Origin of the sequence: Pigmentiphaga sp. CHJ604 (assembly GCF_036972535.1) — a bacterium.
Lineage (GTDB): Bacteria > Pseudomonadota > Gammaproteobacteria > Burkholderiales > Burkholderiaceae_B > Pigmentiphaga > Pigmentiphaga daeguensis.
Map to the genome: position 1 here is coordinate 3171510 of NZ_CP136998.1, position 17308 is coordinate 3188817.

Genomic DNA, 17308 nt, shown 5'->3' on the forward strand with positions numbered 1-17308 from the left:
GATTCACCATGAACACCACGTCCAACGAGAAATCGTATTTCGACCTCCACACCTCGGGCATCGGCTACATCCAGCGTGTCCGTGAAGTGCCCGTCCGGGGCGGCCGCCGTGCGCAGCCTTTCCTGGCTTGCACCATCGCCGCGCTGGTCGGCCCCGCCCGGGACCCCAGCTACCGCTACTTCGACGTCAAGGTCTCGGGAGCCGAGGCCAAGAAGCTCGTTCAGCGCTACATCGGCGTTGACGATCCCAAGCAGCGCCCGCTGGTGCGCTTTCGCCTCGGTGACCTGTGGGGCGATGCGTACATCCGCGACAAGGGTGAGCAGAAGGGTCAGGCCGCCGCGTCCCTCAAGGCGCGACTGCTCAAGGCCGAACTGATCGACCGGGCCGAACTGGCTTCGATCGAGCAGCACGAGCTGATCACCCGCGGCATCGGCTATCTCAATCGTGTGAAGGACGTCACCCCGAAGGCTGGCGACTCGTTCCTCTCTTGCACGGTCGCAGCACTGGCCGGGCCTGTCGATGAACCGGAGTATCGGTACTTCGACATCATCGTCGCCACCCCGGAAGCCGAGCATCTGGCTCGCCGGTGCGTCCAGGCCATCGAGGGGGACCGTAAGGTCCTGATCGCCTTCCGTCTGAACGACATGAAGATCGATCCGTACATCCGCACCAAGGGCGAGCACGCCGGGGAACCGGCCGCAAGCCTGGAATCGACGCTGGTCCACATCGGTCTCATCAAGATCGACGGTACCCAGGTCTATCCGACGAGCCAGGCGCAAGCCGAGGCGTCGCCGGCCGAAGACGCATCCGCGTCCGAAGCCGACGAAGCCATCGACACTGCTGCCGACCCCGCTGCAGACCAGCCTGCCGAGCCCGCCGAGCGCGAGCCCGAGGCGCAAGTCGAGGAGCAGGAGCCGGCATTGGCTGCTTCGTTCTGATCCGGCATGGCCCCTCACGGGGCCTTGCTTTTTCCTATTCTTCAAGGAGAACCATCATGGCAGCCACACCGGCACCCGAGAAATCGGTCGCGCCCATCGTCGTCCCCGGCCAGCTCACGCTGCGCACCATTCGCGGCAAGAACGGCCCGTTCACGGTCGGCCGCCTCGCGACGCACCTCGGTACGTTCGAGGTCAAAGACCCGGAACTGGAGCAGTACCCCGAAGGGAAATACGACGGGGAGTTTGTGATCCGCTACATCTTTCCGAAGTCCTACCCGGTCGGGGGCGGCATGCGGTTCGAGATCCGCGCCAGCCTCGACGGGATGACGCTCAATGGCATCGACAAACTGAGCCGCGACGAAGCCCGCAGCTTCGCCACCCAGGACGTCGATCCGCTCGATGAAGAGCAAGGGGCGCAGCCTGCGGCAACGCCGGCCAAGCCCGCCAAGGCATCCAGGCCTGCCAAGCCCGCACCCGTGCAGGCGTCCGCGGACCCGCTGGTCGATACCACGCCCTTCGGCGTGGATGCGCCACCGCCTGCTGCGGCCGCTGCCCCCGGCAGCACCGAAGACGGTGACGCCGCGCTGTTCGGCCTGCTGTGGCCGCTGGGCGAGTCCGTGAAACTGGATTCGACCATCGACCGCCGCACCCTGCGCGCGCAGATCGCCCGCCTGGGCGAGCTGGGCTACGCGCTGGACTTCAAGACGCAGGAGTGGAGCCGCCAGGCCGAACCACAAGCTGCGTGAGCAGACGCCGCATGCGCGGTGTTCTTCATCCACCTGCCGGGGTTCCTTCCCCATGCGGGGGAGGCCCTGGCCATTTTCTGGAGGTCCCCATTATGTTCACCATCGCTTGCGATACCCCGCGTTCAACGTTGGATGAACCCGCGTGGCGGGAACTCTGCAAGGCGGCCGCCGCACACGCCCAGCGCGGTTGCGGCTTGTCCTACGACCACTACGTGACGCTCTTCAGTTCGGCGATCGACGCACAGGCCAATCGTTTGCCGGATGAGCAACGTGCTCAGGCTCTCGAAATCGCGGCCCAGGAATGGGACTACGCAACACCTGCCGAACGGCAGGAAACCCAGGACTGGAATGCGGAGCATGGCTATTGCTCGCATGGGATCGAGTTCGGCTGCTGCCCGGCCGGTTGTGATCGCGACGATGACGACTGGGACTAAGGCCAAGGCATAGGTTTTCCTTCGCTGCACCTGCGGCATTCCATCACCCACTGGGGGTTCTTCCCCACGGGGAGGCCTCCAGCTCAACTTTTCGAGGAGGCCTCTCATGGGCTGGTATTTCTCTCCCCAATCGCGGTCTGAACTGATCGCGGAACTGATCGCACCACAGCAGACCGAGCGCGTCAGCGCGAAGGTTATCGCTCACGCATTGCGCGGCAACGTGCTGTGGTCCGTGGTCGAACTGACCGCCAAGGTCGAAGGTGTGCATCGTGATCTCGCGCCGGGCCAGTCCCTGCGCTACATCCGCTGCGATCTGCTGGAACGCAGCGGCAACCAGTGGGGCTACAAGCCGCTGGAAGAGTCCATGCATCCGTACTATTACTCGTGCCCGCTGTCCTATCTGGACCTCGCACCGGAGCAGTCCGCCGACTGGCGTGCAGGCGTTCGCGCCTACCACGCCCGGCGGCGCACACCCACGGCTGTCACGGCACCCGCCGCGGCGCTGTTGGCCTGAGCCAGGAGGAACCGACATGGACCCGATCCTGGCTGCACTCCCGCTCTCGCTGTTGAAGCTCGTTGAAGGCAGTTTGTCCAACGACGAAGTTTCCTCCGACGAGGAAATGCTGGGGTACTTCATCGACAACGGCCTCACCGAGGAGCAGGCACGGCAGGCGCTGACCTACCGCGACCAGTACCTCAACAACATCTACCTGGACGGCTTCACGCCGATCACCGCGGTGGACGAGGCGCTTCACTTCAATCCGCACACCCAACAGTTCGAGCCGGACTGAGCGGTTTTCTTCCACCCCCTGGGGCAGTACTTGCCCCAGCGGGCGGTGCTGTTCCCGTTCATCCGAGGACACCACCATGCCCGCAAACACTTCTTCCACGCTGTACCGCATCGACGAATGCCCGGACGTGATGGCCGACGCCTGCGTCGGCGATGACCAGGGCAACCTGATCTTCCTGTCCATCTGGGCGCGGGACACCGCCGTCCAGCAGTTCCTTGCACGCCTGACCCTCGGGCGCGACGAGCAGGGACTGGACCAGTTCCACGTCATCACCGACCAGGGCGGCAGCGTCCCGGTATTCATCGGCAACGTCGATCGCCTGGAAAAGCGCATCACGCGCGCCTACCGGCGAACGCTGTTCGGTTCGCTGTCCAACGTGTGGCTGTTCGACCGGCGCTGCGTCAAGCCCGACAAGGCCAACGCCAGCGCATTGGCACTGCTGCCACGTGACAGCGCCCACCGGCTTGACCGCCTGTGGATGCTGGTGCGGGACACCTGCCCGTTGCCGCTGCTCGACCACTGGCGCGAGACCGTGCTGGAACTGCTGCAAAGCCGCGAGATGCTGGCCCGCCTTCCGTTCGCCCTCGGGCCGCTGGAAGGCCATCGGCTCGCCATCGACGTGCCGGCGCTGAGCTTGGCGCTGGGCTCCCTGATCCGCAGTGACGCGCTCACCGCCTATCCCTATCCGGCCAAGATTTGGACGCCGGAAGCGGTAGCGGCTTGACCCACCCTCGGAGGCACGCCTTGGCGTGCTTCCGTCATTCATCCCCGCCAACCAGGAGACTTCCATGGCTCTCATGTTCCCGCGGCTCGCCCGCAATTTCGCCAAAAATGGGTACTACCCGACCGACGAACCCACGCTCGAAAGAGCCCTCAACGCACTGATGCCCAGCGACGGGCCGATGTGCATCCTCGATCCCTGCGCCGGTGAAGGCGTGGCAATCGCCGAAGCCTCTCATGCCCTCGGGCGCGAACAGACCAAGGCGTTCGCCGTCGAATTCGACGCCGAGCGGGCGCGCCATGCCCGCGGCCTGGTCGATCACTGCCTGCACGCGGACCTGATGGACACGATGATCTCCAAGCAGTCCTTCGGACTACTGTGGCTGAATCCACCGTATGGCGACCTGTCCAAGGACGTCAACGGCAACATCGGCTATCAGGGCCAGGGCCGTGCCCGCCTCGAAAAGCTGTTCTATCAGCGTTCGCTGTCGCTGTTGCAATACGGCGGCGTGCTGGTCTTCATCGTCCCCGGCTACGTGCTCGACGCGGAGCTGGTCGGCTGGTTGACGCGCCACTACACCGATCTGCGTATCTACCGAGCGGTGGAAACGCAGTTCAAGCAGGTGGTGATCTTCGGCCGCCGGGTCCGTCAGCGGGAGCTGGCACCCGATGGCGTCAAGGCCGTGCGCAATCTGCTGCTGCAGGTTGGGCTTGGCGAAGTCGAAGCCGAGGAACTGCCGAGCGAATGGCCGTTCCTGCCGTACATCGTCCCCGCCAGTCCGGCCGAGCCGGAGCATTTCTTCCGCGTGACGATGGAGCCCGAACAGTTCGCCGACGAGGTTGGCCGGCTGCAAGGCCTTTGGCCGTCGCTGGACACGCACTTGGGGACCGCGCAGCAGTCGCTGCGTCCACCGGCGCGGGCCTTGTCCCACTGGCATCTCGCCCTGGCTCTGGCCGCGGGCGCGATCTCCGGCGTCGTGCGCTCCCAGACGGGGCGCGTGCTCGTCGTCAAAGGTGACACCCACAAGGACAAGACGCTCCAGCGGGAATTCACCGAACGCGAAGACGGCTCCATCGCCGAGACACGCATCCTCACCGACAAGTTCGTGCCTGTCATCCGCGCGTGGGACATGACGCCTGGCTCCCCGACACGGGGCGAGGTGTTGACCATCCGCTGATCCACCGGACGCGCTGCCGTCCTGCTGTACCACCTCGAAGGAGAAACACCATGTTCCCCAATCCATTCAAGCGGCCTGCGCCGCGCAAGCAACCCTTGTTCGCACCGAGTACGTTGAAGTTGAGCGAGAAGGTGCATTGGCTGGCTCGGCGAGGCCTGATCGACCCCTTGGCCTATGTCCAGCGCCATGTGCGCGGGGACTGGGGCGAGATCGATGAGGCCACCCGCCAAGCCAACGACGTCGCAATCCAACAGGACAACCTGATGATCTCCCAGTACCGGATCACGCCGGAACTGGTGTTGCTCGTGAAGACCAGCGAAGACCACCAGACCACGGTGGTCCAGCTTCCCGAAGAGCGCGACCTGATCTGAAGGCGCCGCCTCGTCATCCCATCCACTTGACGGAGCCACTTCACTCCGCCAGGGGTGTCGTGGCTCAATAGCCTTTCAAGGAGGAGCCCATGGCATCGCATCGCATCGAAACCTACTGCCAGAGGCTGGCGTTCCCCATCGGGGCGCTCATCTTCAGCCGAGGCATTGATCGCCTTGTCCGCGCGGGTCGCCTGGACCCGATTCCGTACTTCAGGCGCCACACCCGTGGCGACTGGGGTGACGTCAACGTCTACCAATGGCACGCCAACGGCGTTGCACTTCAATCGGGCGCGTCGCTGGAATCGCACTATGTGATCCACCCGGGACTCGCCATTCGCATCATCACCGATGCGGGGCGCAGTGTCACCGCCATCGTGCTGCCGTCCGAAGACTGAGCACGGTTCACCCGCAGGCCACTCAGGCCAGCATCTTCAACCACCTTCGGCCGCGCGCCGATGTACTTCCCACCACGGGGCGTGCCATTGCCCCGCTGGGGGTGGTGCATGCCCCATTTTTCATTGGAGCATCACCATGTCCCTCGATCTCGAAACCACTGCCGCTGACGCCGCGCCCGTACAGGGCGAACTGCTCGACGCGGAATCATCCCCTCTGACCCTGAGCCTTCAGGATTTCGTCGGTGAGTTCGGCGACGAACTGCTCGACTCGCTCAACCGCGCCAACCCGCCGGTCTATACCGGCCAACCGCAGGCGCATCGCCAACTCGTCGTCGCCAGCCTCAAGCGCAAGCTGTTCCAGGCTCAGGCCGAAGTCGTCCATGCCGCCGCCGAGCTGCTGATCGACCGTGGCGAACGCGCCGCGATCGTCAATGGCGAAATGGGCTGCGGCAAGACGACCGTTGGCATCGCCACGGCCGCCGTTCTCAACGCCGAAGGCTACTGCCGCACCCTGGTACTTTCGCCGCCGCACCTTGTTTACAAGTGGCGGCGTGAGATCCAGGAGACGGTGGCAGGCGCCAAGGTCTGGGTGCTCAACGGCCCGGATACGCTGGTCAAACTCATCAAGCTGCGCGAGCAGTTGGGTGTGCAGCCCACGGGCCAGGAGTTCTTTGTCCTGGGGCGCGTGCGGATGCGGATGGGATTCCACTGGAAGCCCGTCTTCACCACGCGGCGCACCCGCCATGGCGACGTGGCAGCGTGCCCTGACTGCGGCACGGTCATCACCGACCTCGACGGCGAGCCGGTCAACCCGGTCGCGCTCGAAGCCGAGGAGTACCGCAGGAAGTGCAGCCATTGCGCCGCGCCCCTGTGGACGCTGATCCGCCCGCGCAGCCTGTCCGGCAGCGACCAGTCCTCGGCCGTGCTGAAAGCCTTGAAGCGCATCCCGACCATCGGGCAAGTCACTGCGCAGAAGCTGATGCAGAAGTTCGGTGACGGGTTCCTGGCGTCGATGCTGGGCGACAACATCCATGAGTTCATCAACCTCATGGACGGCAACGGCGAGCTGGTGTTTTCCGACCGCCAGGCTACGCGCATGGAACGCGCTATGGCCAATATGGAGTTTGGCTTTGGCGAGGGCGGCTACCAGCCGTCCGAGTTCATCAAACGCTACCTGCCGCAAGGCACGTTCGACCTGCTCATCGCCGACGAGGCCCACGAGTACAAGAACGGTGGCAGTGCCCAAGGCCAGGCCATGGGCGTGCTGGCAGCGAAGGCTCGCAAGACCTTGCTGCTGACCGGCACGCTGATGGGCGGCTACGGCGACGATCTGTTCTACCTGCTGTTCCGAGCCCTTCCCGGGCGGATGATCGAAGACGGCTACCGCCCGACCACGAGCGGCAGCATGACCTCGGCCGCGATGGCGTTCATGCGCGATCACGGTGTCTTGAAGGACATTTATTCCGAGAGCACCGGCACGGCGCACAAGACCGCGAAAGGCACGAAAGTCAGTGTCAGAACGGTCAAGGCCCCAGGCTTCGGCCCCAAGGGCGTGTTGCGCTGCATCCTGCCGTTCACGATCTTCCTGAAGCTCAGAGACATCGGCGGCAACGTGCTTCCGCCGTATGACGAAGAGTTCCGTGAGGTCGCAATGGACACGGCGCAAGCCGCGGCCTACCGCGATCTGGCGGGTCGGCTGACCGCGGAGTTGAAACAGGCTCTGGCGCGACGCGATACGACCTTGCTGGGGGTGGTGCTCAACGTGCTGCTGGCCTGGCCGGATTGCTGCTTCCGGTCGGAAACCGTGGTGCATCCGCGCACGCGCAACACCTTGGCGTTCGTCCCGGCTCAGTTCAACGAGTTCGAGATCAGCCCCAAGGAGCGTGAGCTGATCGAGATCTGCAAGGAAGAGAAGGCCCAGGGCCGCAAGGTCCTGGCCTACACGGTCTATACCGGCACACGCGACACGACCAGCCGGTTGAAGGTGCTGCTGGAGCAGGAAGGTTTTCGGGTGGCGGTGCTGCGCGCAAGCGTGGATGCCAGCCGTCGCGAAGACTGGATTGCGGAGCAACTGGATCGTGGCATCGACGTGCTCATCACCAATCCCGAATTGGTCAAGACGGGGTTGGACCTGTTGGACTTCCCGACGATCGTATTCATGCAGTCGGGCTACAACGTGTACTCGCTCCAGCAGGCGGCACGCCGCTCCTGGCGCATCGGGCAGAAGCAGCCGGTGCGCGTGATCTACCTCGGCTACTCCGGTTCCTCGCAGATGACCTGCCTGGAGCTGATGGCCAAGAAGATCATGGTCTCGCAGTCCACCTCGGGCGACGTGCCCGAATCCGGGCTGGATGTACTCAACCAGGACGGTGATTCCGTCGAGGTCGCACTGGCCCGGCAATTGGTCGCCGCCTGAACTTCACGCAATGCCGACGACCGAGAGGTCGTCGGCTTTTTTTCAGCGCCTCGCAGCGTCAAATTGCACCTTGCCGTACACGCCTGGACAGTGATTCAGCGCTCTCCTTGCGCTCGCTGTACCGATCCACCAGATAGGGGACCGCGTCGCGCGTGAGCAGCGTGAACTTCATCAGTTCTTCCATTACGTCCACGATGCGGTCGTAATAGTCCGAGGGCTTCATGCGCCCGGCCTCGTCGAACTCCTGGTACGCCTTGGCGACCGAGGACTGGTTCGGGATGGTCAGCATCCGCATCCAGCGGCCCAGCACGCGCATCTGGTTGACGGCGTTGAAGGACTGCGAGCCGCCCGATACCTGCATCACTGCCAGCGTCTTGCCCTGGGTCGGGCGCACCGCGCCGACCGACAGCGGAATCCAGTCGATTTGCGTCTTCATCAGGCCGGTCATCGCGCCGTGGCGCTCCGGCGAACTCCACACCATGCCTTCGGCCCATTGCACCAGTTCGTGCAGTTCCTTCACCTTGGGGTGATCGGCTGGCGCATCGTCCACCAGCGGCAGGCCGGACGGATTGAACAATCGGGTCTCGCCGCCCAGCGCCCGCAGGATGCGCGCCGCTTCTTCGGCGGCGAGGCGGCTGAACGAGCGTTCTCGCAGCGAGCCGTAGAGCAGCAGGAAGCGCGGCGCGTGCGTGACCCGTGCCGGCGCGAACAGGTGTTCGGTGTCCGATTGCTGGAACAGCGCCGCGTCGATGTTCGGCAGGTCGAGACGGGATTCAGACACGGCGGCCATCCTGATCGACCACCGGTTCGCCGTCTTCCTTGCTGAACGCGCCGCGCTGCGGCTGCGGCAGCAGGTCGAGCACGGCTTCCGAAGGCCGGCACAGGCGCGTGCCTAGCGGCGTGACCACGATAGGCCGGTTGATGAGGATGGGATGCTGGAGCATGAAGCCGATCAGGTCGTCGTCGCTCCACTTCGGGTTGCCCAGGTCGAGTTCGGCATAGGGCGTGCCTTTCTCGCGCAGCACGTCTCGCACCGGAACGCCCATCGCCGCGATCAGCGCCTGGAGCGTGTCGCGGTCGGGCGGCGTTTTCAGGTACTCGATGATGGTCGGTTCCTCGCCGCTGTTGCGGATCAGGCCCAGCACGTTGCGCGAGGTGCCGCAGGCTGGGTTGTGGTAGATCGTGATGGTGCTCATGGATGCCTCTTGGAGATTACGAAGTGGTCGCGCGGCGTTCGTACCAGCCGCGTGAGCGATTGACCACGCGCACCACCAGCAGCATGACCGGCACCTCGATGAGCACGCCGACCACTGTTGCGAGTGCTGCGCCGGAATGGAAGCCGAACAGGCTGATGGCGGCGGCCACGGCCAGCTCGAAGAAGTTGCTGGCACCAATCAACGCGGATGGCCCCGCGACGCAGTGCTTTTCGCCCGCCTGGCGGTTGAGCCAGTACGCCAGACCGGAATTGAAGAACACCTGGATCAGGATCGGCACCGCCAGCATGGCGATCACCAGCGGCTGCCGGATGATGGCCTCGCCCTGGAAGGCGAACAGCAGCACCAGCGTCAGCAACAGCGCGGCGATGGACAACGGGCCGATGCGTTCCAGTGTTCGATCGAACACGGCCTGCCCCTTGCTCAGCAGCGCCCGGCGCCAGAGCTGGGCCAGGATGACCGGAATGACGATGTACAAACCCACCGACACCAGCAAGGTGTCCCACGGCACCGTGATCGACGACAGGCCCAGCAGCAGGCCGACGATGGGTGCGAAGGCGAACACCATGATGGTGTCGTTCAAGGCCACTTGCGACAGCGTAAATACCGGATCACCGCCAGTCAGCCGACTCCAAACGAAAACCATTGCGGTACACGGTGCAGCAGCCAACAGGATCAGGCCGGCGATATAGCTGTCGAGCTGATCGGCGGGCAGCCAGTCGGCAAAGACGTGGCGGATGAAGATCCACGCCAGCAGCGCCATTGAGAACGGCTTGACGGCCCAATTGATGAACAGCGTGACCCCCATGCCCCGCCAATGCTGGCGCACCTGGCCGAGCGCGGCGAAGTCCACCTTCAGCAGCATGGGGATGATCATTACCCAGATCAGCAGGCCGACCGGCAGGTTGACCTGGGCAATCTCCATGCGGCCGATGGCCTGGAATGCGGCGGGCGCGAACTGGCCGAGCGCGATGCCGGCGACGATGCACACCGCCACCCATAGCGTCAGGTAACGCTCAAAACCGCTCATCGCGGAGTTTGCGGGCGCGGTGCCGGCGGTATTGGTTGCACTCATCGCGCGGGCCTCACTGACGGCCGATGTCGCGCAATTCGCGCTGCAACGACATGGCATCGAGACTTTTGATCGGCAGCGACAGGAACAACTCGATGCGTCGGCGCAGCGTCATGGCGGTGTCGAAGAATGCTTTGCTTTGTCGTTCCTGGGTGCCTTCCACCGCGGCCGGGTCAGGCACGCCCCAATGCGCCGAAACCGGCTTGCCCGGCCACAGCGGACAGGCCTCGCCGGCGGCGTTGTCGCAGACAGTGAAGATGAAATCGAACACCGGCGCATCGGGCTTCAAGAATTCGTCCCAGCTCTTGCTGCGGTAGCCCGTTGTCGGCAGGTGCAGCCGCTCTAGCGTAGCGAGCGCCAGCGGGTGAACCTCGCCTTTCGGATGGCTGCCTGCCGACCAGGCGTGAAACCGCCCCTGACCTATGTCGTTGAGGATGCCTTCGGCGAGGATGGAGCGGGCCGAATTGCCCGTACAGATGAACAAGGCGTTGTAAGTGGTATCGGTCATGGTCAGCAGCAGGTCTTGGATGGAGAAACCTCGCATACGCCACCTTGGCAGCAATGCTCGGTCAGGTAACCGATCAGACCGTCCATGCGGCCGTACTCGGCGCGATAAATCAGGTTGCGACCCTGCTGCTCGATGCTGACGAGGCCAGCATGGGCCAGCTCCTTCAAGTGGAACGACAAGGTGTTGCGGGCCACGTCGAGCTGGTCGGCTAGCGTGCTCGGGGTCAGTCCGCCCGGCCCAGCAACGACCAAGGCGCGGAACACGCGCAGGCGCTGGGTGTGAGCCAGGGCGTTTAAGGCGGAAATGGCTTGATCTTCTTGCATGATTCGATAATACAACAAGTATTGAATCAATGTGCAAACCACGGTTGGGTTTGCGGGTTGCGCTATGTGTTGGACTGCAAAAGCGGGTAGCTCCGAGTTCGCATTCCTGACTGACCGCGCCGCCGCGCGCGGCCAAGGTATCGGCATCGCAACAGAAGAGCCGATGCCATGCCCGCAATCCATGTATCCCGGCACCTGGTCGGCGCCGGCCTCCTGGCCGCAGCCTTGGCCAGCGGCTGCGCGACCACCACGGCGCCGCTCGCACCCGATGCCATCGAGGAAGTCTCGGCCGCGCCCGAACCCGAGGCGCCCGAGTACATCCCGGTCGTGCGCTACGGCCGCTACACCCTGGTCGAGTTGGCACCCACGGCGGCGCAGCGCGACCTGCTGTTGCAGACCATCGACGTGTCCATGCCCGAGGATGCCCGCGCCACGGTTGGCGACGGGCTGCGGCATGTGCTCAAGCGCAGCGGCTATGGCCTTTGCGAGACCGCGCATGCCGTGATCGAGCTGTACGCGCTGCCGTTGCCTGCGGCACATCTGCACCTCGGCCCTATGACCTTGCGCGATGCGCTACTCACCCTTGCCGGCCCGGCCTGGGACCTGCACGCCGATGACCGGACGCGACAGGTCTGCTTCGAGCGGCACGGCCGCGATGCAGATGCCGATCCGGTTCCCGAACCACTCGCCACCGAGGCGGTGCAGACGTTCCCGCTCGCGGGAGGTCAGCCATGAACAACGCACCACGGCCTTCCCAGCGCTCGACCGCCGCCGTGATCGTGCAGAGCCTGCTCTGGCTTTGGCTGATCGGCCTGAGCGTCTTCGTTGCCCTGAACCACCAGGCGATGAATGGCCTGGCCGACCAGGAACGGGTGGATTCCGGCCTGCAGCAGCTCGAAGCACAGGTGGTCGGGCTGACCGAGACCGTACAGCAGCGGCCGGCTACCGCAACCGCGGCGGAATTGCAGCACATCCGGCAGGCGCTGGAAGCCCGCATCGCGCAGGTTGAACAGGCGCTGGGCGGCCATGCCTCCAACGACGACCTTCAGGCCCTGCGCGCCGAGGTCGAGCAGGCCAAGGCTCGCCAAGCGACGGTTCGTGCCGCTGTGCCTGCGCAGCCGCGCTCACCAAGCAAGGCCGCCGCCAAACCTGAGCCTTTCCCGTTGCCGCTCCGCATCGTGGGTGCCGAACTGCGAGCCGGCCAGCGCAGCCTTTCCGTTGCACCAGCGACGGGCGAGTTCACTGCCGACCAGGTTCACGTGCTGCTGCCCGGCGATGCGGTCGGCCCGTGGCGCTTGCAGGCGATCGAGGGCAACACCGCCGTCTTCCAGGCCGGCGAGCAGACCCGCCGTTTGGCGATTCCCTGACGGAGACCGTCCCGCCATGAAGCCCTCGATCTTGCTCACCCTGTTCCTGCTGGCCGCAGCGCAGTTGCCCGTCTGGGCGCAGCAGCCCGCCACGGCCCAGTCCCGCAATGCCCAGAGCCAGGAGCGTCCCGTGATCGGCCGCATCCTGGACGACCGCGTGGCGAGCGACTGGGGACTGCAACCGCAGGAGTGGGCGCGCTACCGCGAACTGATGGAGGGGCCGCTGGGCATCTACTCGCCCAACCTGGACCCGCTTTCCGCGCTGGGCGTCGAGGCTCGCTCCGATGAAGAGCGGCGCCGCTACGCCGAAATGCAGGTGAAAGCCGAGGCAAGGCGCGTCGAGAAGTTGCTTGCCTACCAGCGCGCCTACGACGAAGCGTGGCAGCGCCTGAACCCCGGCATGCAGCGAGTGAACCTCCCCGATGATCTGCCGACCGCCGCAGGCGTGCGCGGCAGTAGCCGCACGGCGGTGTTCGTCAAGGACGGCTGCGCAGCCTGCGGACAGCTCGTGCAGCGCCTGCAATCCTCGGGCGCGGAGTTCGACCTGTACATGGTGGGCAGCCGCCAGGATGACGCGCGCATCCGCGACTGGGCCAAGCGCGCGCAGATCGACCCGGCGCGCGTGCGCGCCGGCAGCATCACGCTCAACCACGACGGCGGCCGCTGGCTGTCACTGGGCCTGCCCGGCGATCTGCCCGCCGCCGTGCGCGAAGTGAACGGCCAATGGCAGCGCCAGCCGTAGCCATGCCCCTGCGCGCACTGGTGCTCACTGCCGGCCTGTATGCCGTTGCCGCCCTGGCCCAGGAGGTTCCGCCACCGGCTTACCAGCTTGCCGCCCAGCGCGCAGGCATCCCCTCGACCGTGCTCTACGCCGTGGCCTTGCAGGAGAGCGGCATCCGGCGCAACGGGCGCCTGGTGCCGTGGCCGTGGTCCCTCAACGTCGCCGGCCAGTCGCGCCGCTTCGCCACGCGCGCCGACGCCTGCGCTGGCCTGCAGCAGGCGATGCGCGCCACGCCGCACACGCGCATTGATGCGGGCCTGGGCCAGATCAACCTCGGCTACCACAAGCACCGCTTTACCGGCGCGTGCGACCTGCTGGATCCGTATCGCAACCTGGCCGTTGCCGCCGAGATCCTGAAGGAGCAGCACACCCCCGGCGAGGACTGGCTGCTGGCGATCGGCCGCTACCACCGCCCCGCAGGCGGCGAGCCCGCCGCCCGCTATCGGCGCAGCGTGTCGCGCCACCTTGCCCGCGTGCAGGGCACGCGACCAGCCGCCGCGGTCCTCGCGGCGCGCCAGGAGACCTCCCCATGACGAAACCCCATCCCGCCCATCTCGCGTTCACGGGCCTACTCATGCTGCTGTCAGGCCTGCCGCTGGCCTCGCGTGCCGGCGAGCCACTGATCGTTGTCGAGGACCGTGGCGGCACGTCGGCATTGCCGTACTACGAAGCCCTGAATCTCCAGCCGCGCGCCAACGCACCGGCGCGGCCGTCCATCCCGACGCCCCAGGTTCCTGCCACACGGGCGGACGAAGCCGCGATGCTGCCGGTGCGCAGCGCCAAGCTCACGCCCGGCACCGTCGCGCGACGGGTGATCGAAGCGCCCGGCCTGCGGCCGTTCGTGGTCATCGGCGACGACGAGGCTTCCCGGGCCTGGTTGCAGCGCCGCGCCGCCGCTTTGCGCGAACGTGGCGCGGTCGGCCTGGTCGTCAACGTCGAGACCGCGCAGGGCCTGGCGCGGCTGCGCGCCCTGGTGCCGGGCGTGCCGCTCGCGCCCGTGGCCGGCGACGACCTGGCCGATCGCCTGGGCCTGCGGCACTACCCGGCGCTGATCACGGCCACCGGCATCGAGCAATGAAGCCATGTCGGGCAAACAGCCGGTCGAGGTTCTGCTACGCCCAGCGGTGGAGCTATACACCGTCGCGGCGTGTGCAGGCGCCGCGTTTCTGTGCCTGGTGGCCCCATGGTCGCTCGCGCTGAGCCCGGCCATGGGCATCGGCAGCGCCTTGGCGTTCGGCGCCTACGGCGCGATCCGCTACCGCGATGCCCGCATCATCCTGCGCTACCGGCGCAACATCCGCCGTCTGCCGCGTTACGTGATGACCAGCAAGGACGTGCCGGTCAGCCAGCAGCGCCTATTCGTGGGGCGCGGCTTTCTCTGGGAGCAGAAGCACACGCATCGGCTGATGCAGACGTACCGGCCCGAGTTCCGCCGCTACGTCGAGCCGACGCCGGCCTACCGGCTGACCAGGCGCCTGGAGGAACGGCTGGAGTTCGCGCCATTGCCGCTCTCGCGCCTGCCGAAGCTCACCGGCTGGGACGCGCCTTTCAACCCCGTGCGCCCGTTGCCGCCTGTCGGCGGCCTGCCAAGGCTGCACGGCATCGAGCCCGACGAAGTGGACGTCAGCCTGCCGCTGGGCGAGCGCGTCGGGCACTCGCTGGTGCTGGGCACCACGCGGGTGGGCAAGACGCGCCTGGCCGAGTTGTTCGTCACGCAGGACATCCGCCGCAGGAATGCTGCCGGCGAGCATGAGGTCGTCATCGTCATCGACCCCAAGGGGGATGCCGATCTCTTGAAACGGATGTACGTCGAAGCCCAGCGCGCTGGCCGCGAAGGCGAGTTCTACATCTTCCACTTGGGCTGGCCGGAAATCAGCGCCCGCTACAACGCCGTGGGCCGCTTCGGTCGGATCTCGGAAGTGGCGACACGCATCGCGGGGCAGCTCTCCGGCGAAGGCAACAGCGCGGCGTTCCGCGAGTTCGCATGGCGCTTCGTGAACATCATCGCCCGCGCCCTGGTGGAACTGGGGCAGCGCCCGGACTACATGCTGATCCAGCGCCACGTCATCAACATCGACGCGCTGTTCATTGAGTACGCCCAGCACTACTTTGCCAAGACGGAGCCCAAGGCCTGGGAGGTGATCGTCCAGATCGAGGCCAAGCTCAACGAGAAGAACATCCCAAGGAACATGATCGGGCGCGAGAAGCGTGTGGTGGCGCTGGAGCAATACCTCTCCCAGGCGCGCAACTACGACCCTGTGCTCGATGGCCTGCGCTCGGCGGTGCGCTACGACAAGACCTACTTCGACAAGATCGTTGCATCGCTGCTGCCGCTGCTGGAAAAGCTCACGAGCGGCAAGATCGCCCAGCTCCTGGCGCCGAACTACTCCGACCTGGCCGACCCGCGCCCGATCTTCGACTGGATGCAGGTCATCCGAAAGCGGGCCATCGTCTATGTGGGTCTGGATGCGTTGTCTGACGCCGAGGTCGCCGCAGCGGTCGGCAATTCGATGTTCTCTGACCTGGTTTCGGTGGCCGGACACATCTACAAGCACGGAATCGACGATGGCCTGCCCGGCGCAGTGGCTGGCGCTCGCGTGCCGATCAACGTGCACGCGGACGAATTCAATGAACTGATGGGCGATGAATTCATCCCGCTCATCAACAAGGGCGGCGGTGCCGGCCTGCAAGTCACGGCGTACACGCAGACGCTCTCGGACATCGAGGCCCGCATCGGAAATCGCGCGAAGGCCGGCCAAGTGATCGGGAATTTCAACAATTTATTCATGTTGCGCGTGCGCGAGACGGCCACCGCGGAACTGCTGACGAGGCAGTTGCCGAAGGTCGAGGTCTATACAACCACCATCGTCTCGGGCGCGACGGACAGCTCAGACATCCGCGGCGCGACGGATTTCACGTCGAACACCCAGGACCGCATCAGCATGGCCAGCGTGCCGATGATCGAGCCGTCACACGTCGTCGGCCTGCCCAAGGGCCAGTGCTTCGCGCTGCTGCAGGGCGGCCAGCTCTGGAAGGTGCGTATGCCGCTGCCGGCGCCGGACCCGGATGAAGTGATGCCGGCGGACCTGCAGCAACTGGCCGGGTACATGCGCCAGAGCTACAGCGAGGCCACGCAGTGGTGGGAGTTCACCAGCTCGTCGGCCTTGCAGGATGCGGCCTTGCCCGACGACCTGCTGGACGATGCCGCTGCGGCCGAGCCCGGCGCGGTGGCCACCGGCGCCGACGATGGCGCGGGCAACGAGGCCGTGCCATGAAGGATGCCGCCTCGACCGCGCAGCGGGAGCAGAACCATCGCCAAGGCTTGATCGTCGGCACCATCACCTTACCGTTCCGGCTGCTCGGGGTGCTCATTGGCTCGCTGCTGTTCTCGATCGTGGTGGAGTGCGCCGGCATGCACCTGTTCTGGAAGGACCAGGGCTGGCGCCACTCCCAGCAGATGCTGCGGTACGAACTCGGGCACCTGTCCAACCACTTCACGCGCAGCGTGGTGGTACAGGAGCCCGGGCGCACGGCGCACGAGTTGGTGGATACCGGGTACGAGTGGGTGTTCGTGCGCTCGGGGTTGCTGGAGCGCATGAGCCAGACCGCCGAGCGCGTCCGCGCGCCCAGCCACGGGCAGAGCCGCAACTTCCGCTACTACATCAGCCAAGTCTATGTCTGGGCCGAAAGCTACCTGATCGCTGCGGCCTTCACGACGCTCACCTTCCTGGTGCGCCTGCTGGTCCTGGTGCTCACGCTGCCGCTGATCCTCACGGCGGCATTCGTCGGCCTGATTGACGGCCTGGTGCGACGGGATGTGCGCCGGTTCGGCGCGGGCCGCGAATCCGGCTTCATCTACCACCGCGCGAAGGCCAGCCTGATGCCGTTGGCCGTGCTGCCTTGGGTCACCTATCTCGCTCTGCCCATATCGGTGCATCCTCTGGTCATCCTGCTGCCCAGCGCGGCGTTGCTGGGGATGGCAGTCAGCCTGACCGCAGGCAGCTTCAAGAAGTACTTATGAGGTGACACGGGCGGCACGGCTCTGCAAAGCCGT

The 17308-nt window shown here is 65.7% G+C and carries 22 protein-coding genes; 17 read left to right on the forward strand and 5 right to left on the reverse strand.

Annotation, left to right across the window (positions count from 1 at the left end):
• The first annotated feature begins 8 nt into the window (after positions 1–8).
• The 10 genes from R4823_RS15270 to R4823_RS15315 all read left to right on the forward strand — a co-directional run bounded on the left by R4823_RS15270 (position 9) and on the right by R4823_RS15315 (position 7989).
• On the forward strand, positions 9–938 hold the full coding sequence (locus R4823_RS15270) for a DUF3577 domain-containing protein (protein WP_011804694.1): 930 nt from the start codon (positions 9–11) through the stop codon (positions 936–938).
• A gap of 56 nt (positions 939–994) precedes the next feature.
• Positions 995–1684 (forward strand): DUF3275 family protein, encoded by a 690-nt coding sequence (locus tag R4823_RS15275; RefSeq protein WP_011804693.1) that lies wholly within the window; start codon positions 995–997, stop codon positions 1682–1684.
• A gap of 92 nt (positions 1685–1776) precedes the next feature.
• Positions 1777–2118 carry a hypothetical protein gene (locus R4823_RS15280; protein ID WP_023108442.1) on the forward strand — a complete coding sequence of 114 codons (342 nt, stop codon included), beginning with the start codon at positions 1777–1779 and terminating at the stop codon, positions 2116–2118.
• Between the two features lie 106 nt (positions 2119–2224).
• Entirely contained in the window at positions 2225–2632 is a 408-nt protein-coding gene (locus tag R4823_RS15285; RefSeq protein WP_011804742.1) for a hypothetical protein, read from the forward strand.
• Positions 2633–2648: 16 nt separating this feature from the next.
• Positions 2649–2909 (forward strand): hypothetical protein, encoded by a 261-nt coding sequence (locus R4823_RS15290; protein WP_003098905.1) that lies wholly within the window; start codon positions 2649–2651, stop codon positions 2907–2909.
• 76 nt (positions 2910–2985) lie between these two features.
• Positions 2986–3633: a hypothetical protein gene (locus R4823_RS15295; protein WP_003098901.1), complete on the forward strand. Its 648-nt coding sequence runs from the start codon at positions 2986–2988 to the stop codon at positions 3631–3633.
• A 40-nt stretch (positions 3634–3673) separates the two neighbouring features.
• Positions 3674–4807 (forward strand): DUF6094 domain-containing protein, encoded by a 1134-nt coding sequence (locus R4823_RS15300; RefSeq protein ID WP_254917107.1) that lies wholly within the window; start codon positions 3674–3676, stop codon positions 4805–4807.
• 50 nt (positions 4808–4857) lie between these two features.
• On the forward strand, positions 4858–5178 hold the full coding sequence (locus tag R4823_RS15305; protein ID WP_003098896.1) for a hypothetical protein: 321 nt from the start codon (positions 4858–4860) through the stop codon (positions 5176–5178).
• Positions 5179–5267: 89 nt separating this feature from the next.
• Entirely contained in the window at positions 5268–5573 is a 306-nt protein-coding gene (locus tag R4823_RS15310; protein WP_011804740.1) for a hypothetical protein, read from the forward strand.
• 136 nt (positions 5574–5709) lie between these two features.
• Positions 5710–7989, forward strand: coding sequence for a helicase-related protein (locus tag R4823_RS15315; RefSeq protein ID WP_033986397.1), 2280 nt, complete (start codon positions 5710–5712; stop codon positions 7987–7989).
• A gap of 58 nt (positions 7990–8047) precedes the next feature.
• Here R4823_RS15315 and arsH read toward each other — a convergent pair whose 3' ends face one another.
• From arsH to R4823_RS15340, 5 genes are read right to left on the reverse strand one after another with little or no spacing between them, the layout of a single operon-like run.
• Complete coding sequence (arsH, locus tag R4823_RS15320; RefSeq protein ID WP_023108446.1) at positions 8048–8770, reverse strand: arsenical resistance protein ArsH; 723 nt, start codon at positions 8768–8770, stop codon at positions 8048–8050.
• Entirely contained in the window at positions 8763–9185 is a 423-nt protein-coding gene (arsC, locus tag R4823_RS15325; protein ID WP_011804686.1) for an arsenate reductase (glutaredoxin), read from the reverse strand. Before arsC ends, arsH begins: the two co-directional genes overlap by 8 nt.
• Positions 9186–9201: 16 nt before the next feature.
• Entirely contained in the window at positions 9202–10278 is a 1077-nt protein-coding gene (gene arsB / locus R4823_RS15330; protein WP_023108447.1) for an ACR3 family arsenite efflux transporter, read from the reverse strand.
• Positions 10279–10288: 10 nt separating this feature from the next.
• Complete coding sequence (locus R4823_RS15335) at positions 10289–10783, reverse strand: arsenate reductase ArsC (RefSeq protein ID WP_011804684.1); 495 nt, start codon at positions 10781–10783, stop codon at positions 10289–10291.
• A gap of 2 nt (positions 10784–10785) precedes the next feature.
• Positions 10786–11106 carry a metalloregulator ArsR/SmtB family transcription factor gene (locus R4823_RS15340; protein WP_023108449.1) on the reverse strand — a complete coding sequence of 107 codons (321 nt, stop codon included), beginning with the start codon at positions 11104–11106 and terminating at the stop codon, positions 10786–10788.
• A 168-nt stretch (positions 11107–11274) separates the two neighbouring features.
• On the opposite strand from R4823_RS15340, the gene R4823_RS15345 reads away from it, so the two are divergent.
• Genes R4823_RS15345 through R4823_RS15375 form a run of 7 tightly spaced genes read left to right on the forward strand, consistent with a single transcriptional unit; the run spans position 11275 to position 17275 of the window.
• A complete protein-coding gene (locus tag R4823_RS15345) occupies positions 11275–11841 on the forward strand; it encodes a PilL N-terminal domain-containing protein (protein ID WP_011804682.1) in 567 nt (188 codons plus the stop codon).
• A complete protein-coding gene (locus tag R4823_RS15350) occupies positions 11838–12473 on the forward strand; it encodes a hypothetical protein (RefSeq protein WP_011804681.1) in 636 nt (211 codons plus the stop codon). Before R4823_RS15345 ends, R4823_RS15350 begins: the two co-directional genes overlap by 4 nt.
• A 16-nt stretch (positions 12474–12489) precedes the next feature.
• On the forward strand, positions 12490–13215 hold the full coding sequence (locus R4823_RS15355) for a TIGR03759 family integrating conjugative element protein (protein ID WP_338615324.1): 726 nt from the start codon (positions 12490–12492) through the stop codon (positions 13213–13215).
• Positions 13197–13787 carry a transglycosylase SLT domain-containing protein gene (locus R4823_RS15360; RefSeq protein WP_003109780.1) on the forward strand — a complete coding sequence of 197 codons (591 nt, stop codon included), beginning with the start codon at positions 13197–13199 and terminating at the stop codon, positions 13785–13787. Before R4823_RS15355 ends, R4823_RS15360 begins: the two co-directional genes overlap by 19 nt.
• A complete protein-coding gene (locus R4823_RS15365; protein WP_003109779.1) occupies positions 13784–14332 on the forward strand; it encodes an integrating conjugative element protein in 549 nt (182 codons plus the stop codon). The genes R4823_RS15360 and R4823_RS15365 overlap by 4 nt, the downstream gene beginning before the upstream one ends.
• 4 nt (positions 14333–14336) lie before the next feature.
• Positions 14337–16529, forward strand: a complete 2193-nt coding sequence (traD, locus tag R4823_RS15370) for a type IV conjugative transfer system coupling protein TraD (RefSeq protein ID WP_003116813.1) — start codon at positions 14337–14339, stop codon at positions 16527–16529.
• Complete coding sequence (locus tag R4823_RS15375) at positions 16526–17275, forward strand: TIGR03747 family integrating conjugative element membrane protein (protein WP_003109778.1); 750 nt, start codon at positions 16526–16528, stop codon at positions 17273–17275. The genes traD and R4823_RS15375 overlap by 4 nt, the downstream gene beginning before the upstream one ends.
• Positions 17276–17308 lie beyond the last annotated feature (33 nt).